The 17,922-nt window shown below is 60.3% G+C and carries 12 protein-coding genes; 4 read left to right on the top strand and 8 right to left on the bottom strand.

Features of this window, described 5'->3' with window-relative positions:
• Positions 1-73: 73 nt before the first annotated feature.
• On the top strand, positions 74-1,099 hold the full coding sequence (locus tag BV911_RS08550) for a ligase-associated DNA damage response exonuclease (RefSeq protein ID WP_240512200.1): 1,026 nt from the start codon (positions 74-76) through the stop codon (positions 1,097-1,099).
• On the opposite strand, the gene mfd is transcribed toward BV911_RS08550, so the two are convergent.
• Together mfd and BV911_RS08540 are read right to left on the bottom strand one after the other, a co-directional pair.
• The gene (gene mfd, locus BV911_RS08545) at positions 1,096-4,566 is read right to left on the bottom strand and encodes a transcription-repair coupling factor (RefSeq protein ID WP_240512199.1); all 3,471 of its coding nucleotides are present in this window, start codon (positions 4,564-4,566) and stop codon (positions 1,096-1,098) included. The two genes, BV911_RS08550 and mfd, sit on opposite strands and share 4 nt — an antisense overlap.
• A 97-nt stretch (positions 4,567-4,663) precedes the next feature.
• Positions 4,664-5,179: a hypothetical protein gene (locus tag BV911_RS08540; protein ID WP_086053179.1), complete on the bottom strand. Its 516-nt coding sequence runs from the start codon at positions 5,177-5,179 to the stop codon at positions 4,664-4,666.
• 120 nt (positions 5,180-5,299) lie between these two features.
• Here BV911_RS08540 and hemB point away from each other — a divergent pair, with 120 nt between their 5' ends.
• From hemB to BV911_RS08525, 3 genes are all read left to right on the top strand, one after another.
• The gene (gene hemB, locus BV911_RS08535; RefSeq protein WP_086053178.1) at positions 5,300-6,316 is read left to right on the top strand and encodes a porphobilinogen synthase; all 1,017 of its coding nucleotides are present in this window, start codon (positions 5,300-5,302) and stop codon (positions 6,314-6,316) included.
• Positions 6,317-6,426: 110 nt separating this feature from the next.
• Positions 6,427-6,975, top strand: a complete 549-nt coding sequence (locus BV911_RS08530) for a YSC84-related protein (protein ID WP_086053177.1) — start codon at positions 6,427-6,429, stop codon at positions 6,973-6,975.
• Positions 6,976-7,059: 84 nt separating this feature from the next.
• Positions 7,060-9,537 (top strand): penicillin acylase family protein, encoded by a 2,478-nt coding sequence (locus tag BV911_RS08525; protein ID WP_086053176.1) that lies wholly within the window; start codon positions 7,060-7,062, stop codon positions 9,535-9,537.
• A 34-nt stretch (positions 9,538-9,571) separates the two neighbouring features.
• Here the strand turns inward: BV911_RS08525 and hflX are convergent, their stop codons facing one another.
• The 6 genes from hflX to BV911_RS08495 form a co-directional block, all read right to left on the bottom strand.
• Entirely contained in the window at positions 9,572-10,843 is a 1,272-nt protein-coding gene (hflX, locus tag BV911_RS08520; RefSeq protein WP_086053175.1) for a GTPase HflX, read from the bottom strand.
• 8 nt (positions 10,844-10,851) lie between these two features.
• The gene (hfq, locus tag BV911_RS08515) at positions 10,852-11,085 is read right to left on the bottom strand and encodes an RNA chaperone Hfq (RefSeq protein WP_086053174.1); all 234 of its coding nucleotides are present in this window, start codon (positions 11,083-11,085) and stop codon (positions 10,852-10,854) included.
• 160 nt (positions 11,086-11,245) lie between these two features.
• Positions 11,246-12,787 (bottom strand): TrkH family potassium uptake protein, encoded by a 1,542-nt coding sequence (locus BV911_RS08510; protein ID WP_240512197.1) that lies wholly within the window; start codon positions 12,785-12,787, stop codon positions 11,246-11,248.
• 7 nt (positions 12,788-12,794) lie between these two features.
• Complete coding sequence (gene trkA, locus BV911_RS08505; protein ID WP_086053173.1) at positions 12,795-14,171, bottom strand: Trk system potassium transporter TrkA; 1,377 nt, start codon at positions 14,169-14,171, stop codon at positions 12,795-12,797.
• 40 nt (positions 14,172-14,211) lie between these two features.
• Positions 14,212-15,624 (bottom strand): sigma-54 dependent transcriptional regulator, encoded by a 1,413-nt coding sequence (locus tag BV911_RS08500; protein WP_086053172.1) that lies wholly within the window; start codon positions 15,622-15,624, stop codon positions 14,212-14,214.
• 42 nt (positions 15,625-15,666) lie between these two features.
• The gene (locus tag BV911_RS08495; RefSeq protein WP_086053171.1) at positions 15,667-17,907 is read right to left on the bottom strand and encodes a PAS domain-containing sensor histidine kinase; all 2,241 of its coding nucleotides are present in this window, start codon (positions 17,905-17,907) and stop codon (positions 15,667-15,669) included.
• Positions 17,908-17,922 lie beyond the last annotated feature (15 nt).

Here is a 17,922-nt window from a genome sequence, read left to right as displayed (position 1 = left end):
ATCTGCTGAAGGAATGTTCGATTGCAAATTTCGCTCGGCAACGTCGCTTGTCGCAACCGAAAGGACGGACGATTTGGCCCACCCTCCTCCTTGCCTGATTTCGACGGAACACGGGCTCTATTGCCCTGCGGGGGATTTCTATGTCGATCCCTGGCGTCCGGTGCCGCGCGCGTTGATTACCCACGCACATTCTGATCACGCCCGATCCGGGCATGGCCATTATTTGTCGACCCGCCTGACCGACGCCATGATGCACCACCGGCTTGGGAACATCTCATCTGAGGTACTGGCTTACGGCGAAAGCCGTCAGATCGGCGATGCCCGGGTGTCATTTCATCCGGCAGGCCACGTGCCCGGATCAGCCCAGATCCGGATCGAGGTCGGCGGCGAGGTCTGGGTCGTGTCGGGCGATTACAAACTGGAGCGCGATGGGCTGAGCACCCCGTTCACCCCGGTTCGTTGCCATTGTTTCATCACCGAATGTACCTTCGGGCTGCCGGCTTTTCACTGGCCGGATGCAACCAGCATCCGCCATGACATCAACGGCTGGTGGGCCGAGAATGCCGCCGCGGGGCGGATCAGCGTGCTGGGCGCATATTCCCTCGGCAAGGCCCAGCGATTGCTGGCCGCCCTCGACCCGTCAATTGGCCCGATCCTGTGCCATGGCGCAGTCGAGGCCACAAATGCCGTGCTGCGCCGCGAAGGTCTGACCTTGCCAGCCACATTGCCGGTGACCCCGGACACCACCCCACAGGCCATGGCCGGCGGGCTGGTGCTGGCGCCGCCAGCCGCGCTTGGAACACAATGGATGGCGCGGTTTGGCGCAACCGCCACCGGTTTCGCCTCTGGCTGGATGGCGGTGCGCGGCATTCGCCGGCGCCGCGCGGCGGATCGTGGCTTTGTGGTCTCGGACCACGCAGATTGGGCGGGGCTGAACACCGCAATCAAAGAGACCGGGGCCGAACGCATCCTTGTCACCCACGGCTATACAACGGTGTTCCGGCGCTGGCTGGACGATCAAGGCTATGACGCCCAGATCGTCCAGACCGAATTCACCGGTGAACCCGACGACGCGCCCGATCAGCCCGCCACCCCCTAAGCCTTTGCATTGGCTTTTGGGACGCTTTTCAACTTGTCAGCCAGATCGCGGGCAATGGCAAAGCTGCCCCGGATCTTGTCGGCCTCCTTGGCCCAGTCCCGGCGCACGACAATCTTGTTGTCCTTGACCTTGGCCATCCCGTCCTGCGCATGCACAAAAGCGACCAGCCCAGCGGGCGAAGCGAATTTGTCGTTGTGAAACTGGATGGTCGCGCCTTTTGGCCCCGCATCCAGCCGCGCAATGCCGGCCTTCTTGCACTCGGTCTTGATCCGCACCACCAGCAGCAGCGTATTGACCTCGCGCGGCAGTTTGCCGAACCGGTCGATCAGCTCGGCGGCAAAGCCTTCCAACTCAACCTTCGTCTTCAGCCCCGACAGCCGGCGGTACAGCCCGAGCCGCACATCCAGATCCGGCACATAGGCTTCGGGGATCAGCACCGGCACACCAAGATTGATCTGCGGCGCCCATTGGCCATCGTCATCCGGCAGCCCTTCCAGATCGCCCGACCGGATCTTGGCGACCGCTTCTTCAAGCATTTGCTGATACAGCTCATAGCCGACCTCGCGCATCTGGCCAGATTGCTCTTCGCCCAGAATGTTGCCGGCACCGCGAATATCCAGGTCCTGACTGGCCAGCGTGAACCCGGCTCCAAGGCTGTCGAGACTGCCGAGCACCCGCAACCGCTTTTCGGCGGTCTGGGTCAGCTTGGCCCGCGGTTTGGTGGTTAGATAGGCATAGGCGCGGGTCTTAGATCGGCCAACCCGCCCCCGGATCTGATAGAGCTGCGACAGGCCGAACATATCAGCCCGATGGATGACCATCGTGTTGGCCGTGGGAATATCCAAACCGGATTCGACGATCGTCGTCGCCAACAACACGTCGTATTTCCCGTCGTAGAACGCATTCATTCGGTCGTCCAATTCGCCAGCGGCCATCTGGCCATGCGCCAGCACGACGGACACTTCCGGCACCTGCTCGCGCAAGAATGCTTCGATTTCCGGCAAATCAGCAATGCGCGGCACCACGAAGAAGCTTTGGCCGCCCCGGTAATGTTCACGCAGCAACGCTTCCCGGATCGTGACAGCATCGAATTCGCTGACATAAGTGCGGATCGCCAGACGATCCACCGGCGGGGTTCCAATGATCGACAGATCGCGCATCCCCGACAACGACATCTGAAGCGTACGCGGGATCGGGGTCGCGGTCAGGGTCAGCACATGAACGTCCGACCGCATCGACTTTAACCGTTCTTTGTGGCCGACGCCGAAATGCTGTTCCTCATCGATGATCATCAACCCAAGCGATTTGAACTGGATCGATTTGGCCAACAGCGCATGGGTGCCGATGACAATATCCACCGTGCCGCGCGCAAGGTCATCGCGGGTTTTCTGCGCGTCTTTTGCTGAAACAAAGCGCGACAACTGTCTGACTTCCAAAGGAAACCCTCGGAACCTTTCTTGAAAACTCTTGGCATGTTGCCGCGCCAAAAGCGTCGTCGGTGCTACCAAGGCAACCTGCGTGCCCGCTGCTGCCGCGACAAATGCCGCCCGCATCGCGACTTCGGTTTTTCCAAAGCCGACATCGCCGCAGATCAACCGATCCATGGGTTGACCCGATGCCATATCCGAAAGGGCGTCATGGATCGCCGCCAACTGGTCGTCGGTTTCTTCATACGGGAACCGGGCGCAAAAGGCGTCCCACATCGCCGAGGGCGGTTCCAAAACTTGGGCCTTCCGCAGGGCGCGCTCGGCCGCGATCCGGATTAAGCGATCCGCAACTTCGCGGATCCGTTCCTTCAGACGCGCCTTCTTGGCCTGCCATGCGCCGCCGCCAAGCTTGTCGAGCAGCCCTTCGTCGTGACCAAATCGGCTCAGAAGTTCGATGTTTTCCACCGGAAGGAACAAGCGGTCGCCGCCCGCATATTCCAACGCCACGCATTCATGCGCGGCCCCCATGGCGGTAATGACCTCAAGCCCGGTATAGCGTCCAACGCCGTGATCCACATGAACCACAAGATCCCCCGGGCTGAGGCTTTGGGCTTCGGTGAGGAAATTATCGGCGCGGCGTTTCTTCTTGCCGGTTCGGATCAGACGATCCCCCAGAACGTCTTGTTCAGAGATCACCGTCAGATGCGACGTTTCAAATCCGTGCTCCAAAGCCCAGACCGCCAGAAACGCGCCGCCGGATACATCAGGAACGTCACGGAATGATTTGATTTCCTTAACATCCATCAGGCCTTCATCGTGCAGCAAGCCCTTTAATCTCTCCCGAGCACCATCCGAATAACTGGCAATGACCACGGCCTTTTTGGCCCGCGCGATTTTAACATGCTGCGCCAAAGCGGCAAAAAGGTTCACATTCTCAAGCTGCCGCTCGGGCGAGAAATTTCGGCCAATCCGCCCGCCCGCATCAATCGCCCCCGGCCCCGAGGCCTGCGCGAACGGGTGGAACTGCAACACGCGCCGGTCCGCAACAGCGGCCTGCCACGCGGTATCATCCAGATACAACAGATGCGGCGGGCATGGCTTATAGACCGTGTCGATCCGCGCCTTGTTGCTCAGCGCCTCGCGCCGGGTATCGTATTGGTCGGCAATGCTGTCCCACCGCGCCAACCGGATTGCGGTGGATTGCTCATCCAAACAGATCGACGCCTCGGGCACGTAGTCAAACAACGTCTCGAGGTGCGTATGGAAATACGGCAACCAATGCTCGACGCCCTGATACTTGCGCCCGGCGCTGACCGCCTCATAAAGCGGATCATCGCTGCGCGCGGCGCCGAATTCCAACCGGTAATTCTGCCGGAACCGGGCGATGGCGGCTTCGTCCAGAATGATCTCAGAGACCGGGGCCAGCTCCACGACCGACAGTTTTTCTGTCGTGCGCTGGGTTTCGGGATCAAAGCGCCGTGCGCCGTCCAGCATGTCGCCAAACAAATCCAACCGCACCGGGCTGCCTTGGCCCGGAGGAAAAATATCAAAAATGCCGCCGCGAATGGCAAAATCGCCCGGCTCGACCACCGTAGGGCTTTGGGTAAAGCCCATGCGGACCAAGAACTGACGCAGCGCTGCTTCATCGATTCGCTGATCGACATAGGCGGTAAAGGCGGCCTCGCGCAGCACGTCCCGGGCCGGAACCTTTTGCGCGGCGGCGTTCAGCGTCGTCAACAAAATGAATTTGGACGGTGCACCATGAACCAAGGTCGCCAGCGTCGCCATCCGCGCCGCCGAGATATCGGCATTGGGCGAAATTCGGTCATAAGGCAGACAATCCCATGCCGGAAAGACAAAGACCGGCATGTCGGGCCGATAGAATTGCAACGCGGTCTGCATCGCCGCCAACCGTTTGTCGTCGCGCGCCACATGGACCACAGGTCCGCCGCTGCGATCCAGCTCATCCAGCACGAGCTGGGCATCAAAGCCTTCGGGGGCGCCGCCCACCGTCAGGTGCTGCATGTCTGCCCGTGCCATGGTCACCCCTATCTGTTTCCGTTCCGGTGACCTACAAAACCGACCGGTCGTGTCAAGGCTTGTCGCCTCGTCCGGTCTACGGCGCCAAGCCCTGTGGTCAGAAGCTGTAGGTCGCCAATGTGTAATACATGCCCCAAACCGCACTGAGGAAAACCGCCGTCAGACCAATTGCCTGAACCCGAAGTTTCAATCCGAACAGACGCTGCCGCAGGTCAGACCCGCTGGCCCCTGCCGCCAAAATGCGTCGCGCGGTTGCAGCCGTCGTCGCGGCCACCAGTGCCAAAGGCAGTGCCAGCAGCAACAGCGCCTGTGCGACCTCAATGCCATAGCCAATCGCCAGAATGATCAGTGCGGTCAACACAAACGCCCATCCACCGACCTGCCAGGCCCCTCCGACGGCACCCGCCCCGGTCCGGCGCCGCAGGATCATCGCGACGCTTGTCTCTAGATCGTCTTGGGCCTGCGCGTGTCCCGCTTCCGCCCGGCGGATCAGATCGACTGGAATACCCAATGGCACCGTGATCGTACGGACCCAGATCAGGCCGACAACAACCCAGTACCAAAAGCTGGAAAACGCCCGAAATTCGATCAGGTCAAAGATGGTCAGGGGCACCGGAATTCCTTATGGCTTGGCACTGCGGACGCCTCCAGCTATCCCAGCTTGCTGCGGATTCCCACCCTTGAGATTAGGCCCCAATCCGTGCGACCCATGCGCAGCAACAAGGACGATCCGATGACGACTGACCATGCGCTGGCCATACGCAACCGATTTCGGCGGACCCGCACCAGCCCCGCCCTGCGCGGGCTTGTCCGCGAAACCACGCTGCGCCCCGAAGATTTGATCTGGCCGATCTTCGTTCGTGACGGCGACAACATGGAAGAGCCGATCCCGTCGATGCCGGGGGTCAGCCGCCTGTCGATCGATCGCGCCGTCGACGCCGCACGCACCGCGCGCAGCTTGGGCATTTCGGCGATGTGCCTGTTTCCCTACACCGATCCCGACCTGCGCACCGAGACATGCGACGAGGCGTGGAACCCGGACAACCTGATCAACCGCGCCATCCGCGCGATCAAACAGGCCGTCCCCGAAGTCGCGATCATGACCGATGTCGCCCTCGATCCGTATAACGCCAATGGCCATGACGGCATTGTTCGCGACGGCGTCATCGTCAATGACGAAACCGTGGCCGCCCTTGTGCGCATGGCCGTCGCGCAGGCCCGTGCAGGTGCCGACATCATCGGACCATCTGACATGATGGACGGACGCATCGGCGCGATCCGGGATGCTTTGGAAAGCGAACGTCACACCGATGTTTCGATCCTCAGCTATTCGGCAAAATATGCCTCGGCCTTTTATGGCCCGTTTCGCGATGCCGTCGGCGCGTCCGGCAAGTTGGTGGGCGACAAGAAGACCTATCAGATGGATCCCGCCAACAGTGACGAAGCCCTGCGCCTCGTCGGTCGGGATTTGGATGAAGGCGCCGACATGGTCATGGTCAAGCCGGGCTTGGCCTATCTCGATATCTGCCGCCGGGTGCGCGATACGTTTGGCGTGCCGACCTTCGCCTACCAAGTCTCGGGCGAATACGCGATGATCGAAGCCGCCGCTGGCAATGGTTGGATTGACGGCGATCAAGTGATGATGGAAACCCTGCAGGCGTTCAAACGCGCAGGCTGCACCGGAATCCTGACGTATTTCGCCCCCCGCGCCGCCGCGCTACTGGCCGGTTCCGCGCCGAAAGCCACGTGACAGGCAAGTGACAGCGGCCCAAGACCGTAGTAGAGTTGCCGGCAGAACGCCGAAAGGCGCAGCAATGGCGCTTCGGACGGGCAGTCCAAAATGACAAAGAGGCTAAGAGTATGATTATGACAACACGCCGCGGGTTCGTGTTGGGGGCAGCAAGTCTGGCCGCCGCCTGCGACAATTCCGTCGGCTCACCGGGATCGCAAACGATTGATCGGCGCGTCACCTCGACCTTGTCGTACATGTATTCAAAACACCCCGAAACAACGCGGCTCCGGGACACGTCCTCGGGGATGCTGGTCATGCCGCTGATCGGCGAAGCCGGCTTCATGGTCGGCGGCTCCTATGGCGAGGGTGCGTTACTCATCGATGGGGCGACGGTTGATTATTATTCCGCAACCCAAGCGACGGTTGGGTTCCAGTTCGGGGCCCAGCAATATGCCTATGTCTTGTTCTTCATGACACCAGAGGCGTTGCAACGGTTCCGCACGTCTCCGGGTTGGGCTGCCGGGGCTGCCGCCGAATTTACCGGCGGCGATATCGCCGGGGCACTGTCTGCGGACACCGTCACGCAGAACGCAGTTGTCGCGCTTTTGTTCGCCCAACAAGGGCTGATGATCGGCGCCACGATTGACGGCACCAAATACACCCGCATTCTGCGCTAAGCGGATCGCAGCGCGTGCCGTTGACACGGCACGTGCCTTGCGGAAAAGCACCGCTTTGACGGCTCCACCACGAAAGAGACAACGATGATTCTGGCCTTTCGCTGGTTACTGCGGCTGGTGCTGGCGGCGCTTTGCGTTGGCAGCCTTCTGGCGGCCCTTGCCTTCTATCTGGCGTCGCGGTCCCTGCCCGACTACTCGGCCACGTTTGAATTGGACGGCATCTCTGCCCCGGTCAAAATCGTCCGCGACACCGCAAACGTGCCGCATATCTTCGGCCAGACCGATGCGGACAGCTATTTTGGTCTTGGCTTTGTGCATGCACAGGACCGGTTGTGGCAAATGACCATGCTACGGCGCACCGTGCAGGGCCGCTTGTCTGAACTCTTTGGCGCGCGAACGGTCGGGATCGACGAAATGATGCGGCGGTTCGATCTGTATCGCCTCGCCGCCAGTTCGGTGTCGGTGCAAACACCGGAGGCCCAGCAAGCGCTTGACGCCTATGCGGCTGGGGTGAACGCGTGGATCGATCAGGTCAACGCAGGCGCACGCGGTCGCGGCGCGCCGGAGCTGTTCCTGTTCCAGCCAGACATCGCGCCATGGCAACCCGCAGACAGTCTTGCCATGATCAAGTTGATGGCCCTGAAGCTGGATGGCCAGTTGCAGGACGAAGTGCTGCGTGCCCGGGTTGCACTGGCACTGGACCCAGAGCGGGTTCTAGATCTGTTGCCCGATGTGCCCGGCGAAGGCATTGCGGTCTTGCCTGACCTAACATGGCTGCGCCAATCGCCAGACGCCACCCAACATGCGGATGGGCGGGATGTTCGCGACGATCCGCTCTCTCCGGTCAAAAAGCGCGGTTTTGAAAGCGCCTCGAATGTTTGGGCGGCGGCCCCACACCGGACCACGACTGGCGGAACCCTTCTGGCCAATGATCCGCATCTGGGCCTGTCGGCCCCATCGATCTGGTATCTGGCCCGGCTCGAACTTTCCACCGGCGGGGTGATCGGCGGCACCATTCCCGGCATGCCGCCGGTCTTGGTCGGCAGAAATAACGATCTGGCTTGGGGCCTGACCTCGACCGGGGCGGATGACCTTGACGTGTATGTTGAACAGGTCAACCCGGAAAACCCGGATGAATATCTCAGTACATCCGGCGACTTTATGCCCTTCCGCAGCGAAGGATCGGTGGTTAGAATTAAGGATCACGCGCCGCGCACCCTAACCCTGCGCTGGACCGAACGCGGACCGGTTCTGCCGCCCAGCAGCTTTGATCTGGGCCGGATCACGCCGCCGGGCTATATCACCTCTGTCGCGTGGACGGCGCTCAGCGGCGAGGACACCTCGATGTCCGCCGCGCTTGATCTGATGCAAGCACGCAGCATCGACCAAGCGATCGAAGCGGCATCGCAAATGGTGTCCCCGGCCCAGAACTTGATCCTTGTGGACCGCACCCAGATTGCCATGCAGGTTGTCGGCGCTTTGCCACGCCGATCCCCGTTGCATGACAGTTTGGGTCGCTTGCCGACCCCCGGATGGCGGCCAGAAAACAACTGGCAAGGCACGTTCGCGTATGACAGCAACCCCCGCTTTCTCGACCCTGAGGGCGGCATTCTGGGCAACACCAACAACAAGGTCATTGATCGTCCCTTTCCGATGCATGTCAGCTACAATTGGGGCGACAGCCAGCGCGTCTATCGTTGGCGAAAGCTGATGCAGGACCGTAAGGTCCACAGCCGGGAAAGCTTTATTGAAGCGCAGCTTGATACGGTCAGCGTCTCGGCGCGCGCCCTGCTGCCGCTGATCGGAGCCGATCTGTGGTTCACCAGTGCGGCGGCAGCGCCCGACACATTGGACGCCCGACGGCGCGATGCATTGGCCCTGCTGGCGGACTGGAATGGCGAGATGAACGAACATCTGCCTGAACCCCTGATCTATGCGGCTTGGGTGCGCGCCCTGCAAGCCCGCCTGATTTCAGACGAGTTGGGCGGCGAGTTGGCATCCGAGTTCACCCATGTCGATCCGCTGTTCATTGAACGGGTCTATCGCGACATCGACGGCGCTGGGGTCTGGTGCAATGTGCTGCAGTCGAACGCAATCGAAACCTGCGCCGAGATTTCCCGGCTGGCGCTGGACGATGCGCTTGTCTGGCTGGAAGAGACCTATGGCGGGTCAGTGGAAAGCCTGCAATGGGGCGACGCCCATGTGGCCATGCATGATCATGAGGTTCTGGGCAGCATCCCGGTCCTGAACTGGATGGTCAATATCCGTCAATCCACCAGCGGCGGCGACAATACGCTGGATCGCGGCCTGACCAGCGGCACCGGCCCCAACCCGTTTCAGAACGTCCATGCGGCGGGCTATCGCGGGGTCTATGATATGGCCGATCCAGACAGCTCGGTCTTTGTCATCTCCACCGGGCAATCCGGACATCCCCTGTCGCGGTTCTATGACAATCTGGGGGATCGCTGGCGCCGGGGTGAATACATTCCGATGTCGCTTGATCCGGAACTGGCCGAAGCCGCCGCGACCGGGATCACCCTGCTGGAACCAGCCACGGACTAGATCGGCGGCATCGACACCGATCTAGTTTCGCATTTTAGAGACCGTCGTACTGACGCTTTTGCCGCTGGGTCCAGCGCACGGTCAAGGTATAACCCGTGTCATCCTGCGACTGATCCACCACCAATTTCTGGTCGAACAACCACGCCCGTCTGCGGCCATCCTTAAACCGAAGGGTCAGGATGTCTTGCTGCACCGGTTCCACCACCAATTGCTGGATATGCGCCAGCAACTCGGGAATCCCGGCGCCGGTCAACGCGGACGTCATCAGGACATCATCCGCCCGCGCGGCTTGGGCGCTGAGCGCTGCCAGACGGTCAGCCGGCAGAACATCGATCTTGTTCCAAACCTCGATCATCGGCGTCGCTTGATTGACCCCCAGACTGGCCAAGATGTCGTGGACATCTTCGGCCTGCGCGTCGCTGTCGGGATGCGAAATGTCGCGCACATGGACGATCAGATCGGCGGTCAGAACTTCCTCAAGGGTGGCGCGAAACGCCGCGACAAGCTGGGTCGGCAGCGCGCTGATAAAGCCAACCGTGTCCGACATGATCACCTTTAGGCCATCGGGCAGTTCGACTGACCGCATGGTTGGATCCAACGTGGCAAACAGCATGTCCTTGGCCATCACCTCGGCGCCGGTCACCAGATTGAACAAAGTCGATTTGCCCGAGTTGGTATAGCCGACAAGGGCCACAATCGGGAACGGCACCTTTGCCCGGGCCGCACGATGCAGATCCCGGGTTTTGACCACTTTGGCCAACTGGCGCTTGATCTTGAGCAATTCATCGTCAATCGCCCGACGGTCGGCCTCAATCTGGGTTTCCCCCGGGCCACCGACAAATCCAAGCCCGCCGCGCTGCCGTTCAAGGTGGGTCCAAGCCCGCACCAGCCGCTTGCGCTGATAGCTGAGCGCGGCCATTTCGACCTGAAGCACCCCTTCCCGAGTCCGGGCGCGGTCCGAGAAGATTTCAAGGATCAAGGCCGTTCGGTCAAGGATCTTGACCTTCCATGCCCGTTCCAAGTTGCGTTGTTGAACCGGCGTCAACGGGCCGTCTATCAGGACCAATTCAGCGTCCATGGCCGCAGCCCGGGCTTTCAGTTCGTCGACTTTACCGGTGCCGAACAAGGTGGCTGGACGCGGCTTGGCAACGCGTACGACGTCAGCCCCCACGACCTCAAGCCCGGGAAGTGCGGCCGCCAAAGCCACGGCTTCATCCAAGGAATGCGCCGGGGTGCGCCGTTCGTTGTTGCTGTCGAGATCGGGATGCAAGACCCATGCCCGAGTGGGAATGGCCTCGCGAGAGATGGAGTCGGTCAGTCTTCGCCCTCATATAGGCTAATGGGTTGGCTGGGCATGATCGTAGAGATCGCGTGCTTGTAGACAAGTTGCGATTGTCCGTCACGGCGCAGCAAGACACAGAAATTATCGAACCAGGTGATGACACCCTGAAGCTTCACACCGTTGATCAGGAAAATGGTCACCGGGACCTTGGTCTTTCTGACGTGGTTCAGGAAAGCATCCTGCAAGTTTTGTCTGTCGGAGGCCATTGTCGTTTGCCTTTTCTTGTTTTTTTCGGCTTGGGCACCGGGGCTTTTAAATATCCCAATGACAGTGCATGCAACCCCCCGGGTTTTCCAGTTGCTCCACACGGAAGACCGGTTCTTTTTCGCACGTGCAGTATTTATGCACCGGTTGGTGCCTTGTCCATCACGAGCGCCAAAAATCGGGGTTTAACAGGGCGATGATCGCAAGGGTTTCCAGCCGCCCCAGAACCATAGCAATACACAAAACGATCTGGGCCGGCGTATCCAGCATCGCCAATTTGATCGGGCTGTCCCCGGCCAAAGCGGAGAGCGGCCCGGTATTGGTCAACGCAGCCACGGTCAGGATAACCCCTTCATCAAAGCCCACCAGAAACAGCGAGAGCATCATCATGAAAAAGGCCACCGACAGGGCAAAGATCATGAAGTACAGCCACGCCACATAGGCACTGTCCCAGCGGATGCGGCGTGCCGGGTTGCCCGGACTGGCAATCATGCTGGGATGCACCAGACGGGACAGTTCCAACTGGCCATGCTTATACAGCGCATAGACCCGCAGCAACTTGACCCCGCCTGCGGTGGTGGCAACCCCGCCACCGACAAGGGCAAGCCCCATCAGCACCAGACCGGGTGTGGTCAGCCCCGACCAGTTCTGCGCCTCGGGCCAGCTTTCCGAGATAAATCCGGTGGTGGTGAGGAACGACAGGGTCGTGAACATCGCGCCCCAATAGGCCTCAATGGTGCCTCCAAACTGCACCGGCGATGTTACCTCAAGGACCGCGACCCAATGATGTACGAAAATGATCGTCGGTACGGCCAGAACGATGGTGGCGGCAAGTCGCAGTTCCGGGTCTTGATACTTGCGCCGGATGATCGGCGTCGGCATGTCTTGGGCGAACATGCTGCGCGACAGGGCAAAGATCAAAAATACGAAGACGATCACCTCGCCAATAGCGCCTGCTTGAGTATCGCCCAGATCCGCCACGGGCGAGATCCCGCTGGTCGAAAGTGTCGCCATGGCATGACAGACCGCAACGAAGGGTTCTTCACCAGCAATCAACAAACAAAGCCACAGCGCGAGGGTCAACAGGCCATAGATCGGCGCCAAATCCAGCGTGTACCGCCAAAAGCGTTGAATGGGCCGGGCTGTAGTGACGGCGCGCCCCAGCTTTGTGTCCTGGCCGACCTGCTCTGAGGTCAGCACCACTTCAAAGCCGCCCAGTCGAAGCGGGGCCAAAATGGCGATTGCGGCCACCCAGATCAGAAACCCGCCGAGCCAGCCAACGATGCTGCGCCACAGATGGACGGTGGCGGGGATGTGGTCCGGCAGGTCGAACACCGTCGCACCGGTGGTCGTGATGCTGGACACCATTTCGAAATAAGCATTGCGATAACTCAAGCCCGGGACGGCCTCGACCAAGGGCAGTGCCAGCACGACCGGCAAACATAGATAGGCTCCCACCAAGGATAACAACAATCCCCGGGTCTGATTGCCCACCGGCATGGAACGCGTCGCCATGGCCAGCAGGGTCGACAGCGCGAACAACACAATCGCCGCATATAGGAACGGACGGGCGGCATCATGGTCTTCAGTGACACCGCCATAAATGGCTGGCACCATCATCGCAATCGACGCCACCCCGCACAGGATCACGAACAAGGGCACCTTGTCGAACCACATCTGGTGCGGACGGCGAAGCCGCGACATCCCGGGTCTAGAAGTATTCAATCGAAACCTGCAACAGCCGTTCGACATGAGGCACTTCGCCGGACAGCACAAAGAATGTGACGATATCACCATCTTCGATCCGGGTATTGCCGTTTGGAATGAGGATCCTGTTGCCCTTACGGATCGGCCCCATCAGCACGCCTTCCGGAAAATCGATGTCGCGCACAAAGCGGCCTGCCATTTGCGCCGTCTTCAGAACCTGCGCCTCCAGAACTTCTGCCTCACCATCGCCAATCGAATAGACACCTCGGACCCGGCCATGGCGCACATGCCGCAGGATCGAAGACACGGTGGTGGCGCGCGGATTGATATAGGCATCAATATCGAGCGGCCCCAACAACGGCACCAGCGAAGGGTCATTCACCAGCGAGATCGCCATCCGGCATCCCAAAGACTTGGCCCGCACCGCCGTCAGCAGGTTGGTCTTGTCATCATCCGTGACCGTCAGGACCGCATCGGCCTTGGCAATATTGGCTTCCAGCAACAGTGCGGAATTCAGGCCGTCGCCGTTTAAAACGATGGTGCGCTGCAACGCTTCTGCCGCATGTTCAGCCACCCGGCGATCCATCTCGATCATCTTGACCCGGACCCGTTCGGTGCTTTTCTCCAGCGCGCGGGCCACTGCCAGACCGACATTGCCGCCGCCCACGATCACCACACGTTCCTGCCGCGACCGCTTTTTGCCAAAGATTTCAAGCGTGCGATCCATGTCGTCGGTATGCGAGAATACATACACTTCGTCACCGGCGAACAACTGGTCCCGCGCCGCAGGCGTAATCAAGGTACCGTCACGGCGCACCCCGACCACAATGGCGCGCAGAGTCGAAAACAGATCGGTCAATTGGCGCAATGGCGTATTCAGAACCGGACATTCTTCGTCCAGCCCGATGCCCATCAGTTGCGCCTGCCCGTCGAGAAAGCTTTCGATGTCAAAAGTCACCGGAGCTGCCAGACGTTGCAACGCCGCCTCCGCCACCTCTTTTTCCGGGCTGATCACGACGTCAATCGGCAGATGATCCCGGCGATAGAGATCGTCTTGCAACGCATCCAGATAGCTTTGCGCCCGCAGCCGCGCGATCTTGCGCTGTACAGAGAACATCGAATGCGCCAACTGGCACGTCACCATATTCACTTCGTCTGAATGGGTCGCCGCGATGATCATGTCGGCGTCCTGCGCCCCGGCCTTGCGTAGCACATCAGGGTAGCTGGCAAATCCGCTGACCCCTTTCACGTCCAATTGGTCGGTGGCCCGCCGCACCAAGTCTTCGTTGTTGTCGACAATGGTAACTTCATTGTGCTCGCGCGACAGATGTTTGGCGATCTGCCACCCGACCTGACCCGCGCCGCAGATGATGACTTTCATCGAGCGGCCTCATCCTGAAACGTCCGTCGTGCGGCTTGTGTCATGCCTCGTCCTCATCCGGGATCTCGATGATGGCAACCCGGCCGCCCGCGCGGTTCGACGTTACCACACTGAGGGACTTCAGCTTCCGATGCAGCGCCGAGCGTTCCATGCCCACGAAACTCGCCGTGCGGGAAATATTGCCGCCAAACCGGTTGATCTGGGTGAGAAGATATTCCCGCTCGAACAACTCCCGGGCTTCGCGCAACGGCAAGCGTGCGATGGCGGGCGACAAAACCACCCGGTCCTCATCGTCACTCTCGGGGTCTGCCACGGGCAATTCGCGCGCCTGAATGGCGCCGTGATCTGGTCCAAGGATCAGCACCCGTTCAATCACATTGCGCAACTGACGGATATTCCCGGGCCAAAGCATGGTTTGCAGTTGCGCCACTGCCTCGTCGCTGACGGGCCGCTCCGGCAAGCCATCGATGCTGTGAAACTGTCCGATCAGATAGGCCGCGATTTCGGGAATATCGGCGCGACGTTCTTCCAATCCCGGCACGTCAATCGGCACCACGGCAAGGCGATGAAACAGTTCTTCGCGGAACCGGCCTTCGGCAATTTCAAAAGCCAGATCGCGCGACGTGCTTGAGATGATCCGCACATCGACCTTGATCATGGCGGTGCCGCCCACGCGCTGGAACTTTTGATCCACCAGAACCCGCAGAATTCGGGCCTGAGTATCCAGCGGCATATCTGCCACTTCATCCAAGTAAAGCGTGCCCTTGTCGGCCTGCTCCAAAAGCCCCGGCTCCACCTGCTGGCCATTGGTTTCGCGGCCAAACAGCAGATGTTCCATCCGATCTGGCGAGACCGACGCACAATTCAGGCTGACGAAGCCCCCCGTCGCCCGCAAGGAATTGCTGTGCAAGTACCGTGCGGCCGTCTCTTTGCCCGACCCCGGCGCGCCGCGCAACAAGACCCGCCCGTTGGATTTCGTCACTTTTTCAAGCTGAAATTTCAACGCCTTGAACGGTGGACTTGATCCAATCAATTCGCCGTTTGCGACATCCATCCGGCGTAGTTCGGTGTTTTCCCGGCGCAGGCGTGACGCCTCCATCGCACGCCGCACCACCACCAGAAGCTGGTCGATATTGAACGGCTTCTCGATGAAGTCATAAGCGCCCTGCTTGATAGCAGCGACGGCAATTTCGATATTCCCGTGGCCTGAGATGATCACCACCGGAACCTCGGGCGTCTCGCGCTTGACCTTGGTCAGGATATCGATCCCGTCCATGGTGCTGTCTTTCAGCCAAATATCCAGAATCATCAACGCTGGCAGCCCATCGCTGAGAGCTGTCATGCAGTCGTCCGAATTCCCGGCCAGCCGCGTTGAAAAGCCTTCGTCTTCCAGAATATCGGAAATGAGTTCCCGGATATCCCGCTCATCGTCCACTATCAGAATGTCGCTCATGTTCTCGCCTGTTCAGGTCTTATTCTCAAACTCATCGTCTGCTCATTCCGCCGCATTTGATGCCGTCTCGACAAGCTGCAAGGATAGGGTCACCCGCGCCCCGGATGCCGCCCCCGGCGCAAAGGGTGGCGCATCTTCCAACCGGATCCGCCCCCCCTGTTCTTCCACGATTTTCTTCACAATTGAAAGACCAAGTCCAGTTCCGCTATCCCGGGTTGTCACATAGGGCTCGAAAAGCTTCGCGCGATCCGGCGGAAAACCCTTGCCGTTGTCATCAACCTCGATCACCGCCGCCGATCCGGACACGCCGAGACGGACACGCACTTCCGGTACAAAATCAGGCCCGGCGGTGGCGGCATGGGCTTGGGTGGCCTCGACCGCGTTCTTGATCACGTTGATCATCGCCTGAGACGTCAGGGTCGGGTCGAGGTCTGCCAGAACGGCTTGATCGGGGATCGTTCCCGTCAAGCGCACGGTTGGATATCCGGCCGCCTGAAGGACCACCGCATCCTGCACCAGCTTCGACAAATCTTGCAACGACGGCTCAGGTTCCGGCATCCGCGCGAATTTGGAAAATTCATCGACAATGCGCCGAAGGTCGCCGGTTTGCCGAACGATCACATCGGTCAACTGGTCCAAGGTGGCGGAATCCTCGCCGACCTTTTTGCTAAACTTGCGCTTGATCCGCTCTGCCGACAACTGGATCGGGGTCAGCGGGTTTTTGATTTCATGGGCGATCCGCCGTGCCACGTCGCCCCACGCCGCCATACGCTGGGCAGAAACCAGGTCAGTGACGTCATCAAAGGCGACCACGAATCCTTCCAACTTGTGGTCGGTGCCGCGCCGCATCCCCATCCGAACCAGCAAAATGTCCTGAATGCCGCCGCGACGCAGCTTGATTTCCTCTTGCACGGCCTCGACGCCATCTTGGCGCAAGCTTTGAACCAGATGGCTGAACTCGGGTACCAGCTCGGTCAGGTCGCGCCCGGCGAGGGTGTCATCGTCCAGCGACAGAAGACGGACGCCCGACCGGTTAATAAAGTCGACCCGTCCCATAGCATCCAGCCCGATCACCCCAGCCGTGATCGACGTCAGCACCGAATCGAACAAGCGCCGCCGTTGTTCGATCTGCTGGTTGGCATCCAAAAGGGTCTGGCGTTGACGCTTTAACTGCCGGGTCATTTGGTTGAACACACGGCCAAGCACCGCGATCTCGTCATCGCCCTCTTCCTCGCGCACCTGCACATCCAGATTGCCATCCCCGACCCTTTGCGCCGCTCCGGCCAGCCGGCCGACCGGACGCGCCAACCGTTCGGCAAACCAAAGCCCAAGCCAGATCGCCGCCAAGACAAGCATCACGGCAAAGCCAAGATAAAGCAGCCCGAACTCGAACAGCATCCGCCCGCGTTCGCGCTCCAGTTGCAGATACAGTTTCGCGGTCTGTTGGGTCTGATCCAGCAGGTTCAGGATTTCCCCATCAACATCTCGCGATACCAGCAGATAGCGATCAACGAACGCATCCAGAAAAACCAGCGCCCGAAATTCGTTATTGTCCCAATCCTGAATGACCACGATGCCGCCCTGCCGGGCCTCGGCGATCTGATCGTCAGTTGGGGCTTCGAAATCAAACAGATACGACCCCTCGCCGCGAGCATTGATCTCGGCAACGCCATTGATGACATAGGCCTCTTTCAACCCGCGTTGAATCTGGCTCTGGCCTTGGGTCAGAATGACGCGAATATCGCCGTCAGACAAAAGCGCGGTGCGCTGCCGTTGGGCATCCAACAGATTCGCCAGCGCCTGCGCGTCTTCCTGAAGCCCAAGGCGCTGTTCTTCTTCATAGGCTTCGGCGGCGGACAGAGACGCGCCAATCACCTGCCGCACCCGTTCCGAAAACCAGCCTTCAAGGCCGACATTCAAGGTCAATCCGGCGAACACCGCGACAAGAACGGTGGGGATCAGGGCAACCAGCGCGAAGACGCCGGTCAGCCGCAAATGCAGGCGCGAGCCCGCCGAGCGCGACCGCCGTGCTGCCACCATCTGCGCAATCCGGCTCAGAACCAGCGTGGCCACGGCAAGGACGTAGATCAGATCGGCCAGCAACGCCAGCCGAAGTCCCATCGACGACACCTCAAGGCCAAGCGGTCCGAGCACCATGAACGTGGTCACGGCAAGAACGGGTCCCAACGCCACCAAACCAAGCGTCGCAAGGTTTTGAACCCGTTTCCGTTGCCTGATCTGATTGATCTTCAGCCATGTCGCACGACCCAGATCAGTGCGCATGTGACACCCCCGATG

The sequence above is a fragment of the Pseudoruegeria sp. SK021 genome, from assembly GCF_002119405.1.
GTDB lineage: Bacteria > Pseudomonadota > Alphaproteobacteria > Rhodobacterales > Rhodobacteraceae > Meridianimarinicoccus.
This window is presented reverse-complemented; position numbering and strand designations above follow the sequence as displayed.

What these genes read in the sequence shown, in the direction of transcription:
- mfd (WP_240512199.1), bottom strand. Translation starts at nt 4,566, where the DNA reads ATGGCACGGGCAGACATGCAGCACCTGACGGTGGGCGGCGCCCCCGAA.
- hemB (WP_086053178.1), top strand. Translation starts at nt 5,300, where the DNA reads ATGACGACTGACCATGCGCTGGCCATACGCAACCGATTTCGGCGGACC.
- BV911_RS08530 (WP_086053177.1), top strand. Translation starts at nt 6,427, where the DNA reads ATGATTATGACAACACGCCGCGGGTTCGTGTTGGGGGCAGCAAGTCTG.
- BV911_RS08525 (WP_086053176.1), top strand. Translation starts at nt 7,060, where the DNA reads ATGATTCTGGCCTTTCGCTGGTTACTGCGGCTGGTGCTGGCGGCGCTT.
- hfq (WP_086053174.1), bottom strand. Translation starts at nt 11,085, where the DNA reads ATGGCCTCCGACAGACAAAACTTGCAGGATGCTTTCCTGAACCACGTC.
- BV911_RS08510 (WP_240512197.1), bottom strand. Translation starts at nt 12,787, where the DNA reads ATGTCGCGGCTTCGCCGTCCGCACCAGATGTGGTTCGACAAGGTGCCC.
- trkA (WP_086053173.1), bottom strand. Translation starts at nt 14,171, where the DNA reads ATGAAAGTCATCATCTGCGGCGCGGGTCAGGTCGGGTGGCAGATCGCC.
- BV911_RS08500 (WP_086053172.1), bottom strand. Translation starts at nt 15,624, where the DNA reads ATGAGCGACATTCTGATAGTGGACGATGAGCGGGATATCCGGGAACTC.
- BV911_RS08495 (WP_086053171.1), bottom strand. Translation starts at nt 17,907, where the DNA reads ATGCGCACTGATCTGGGTCGTGCGACATGGCTGAAGATCAATCAGATC.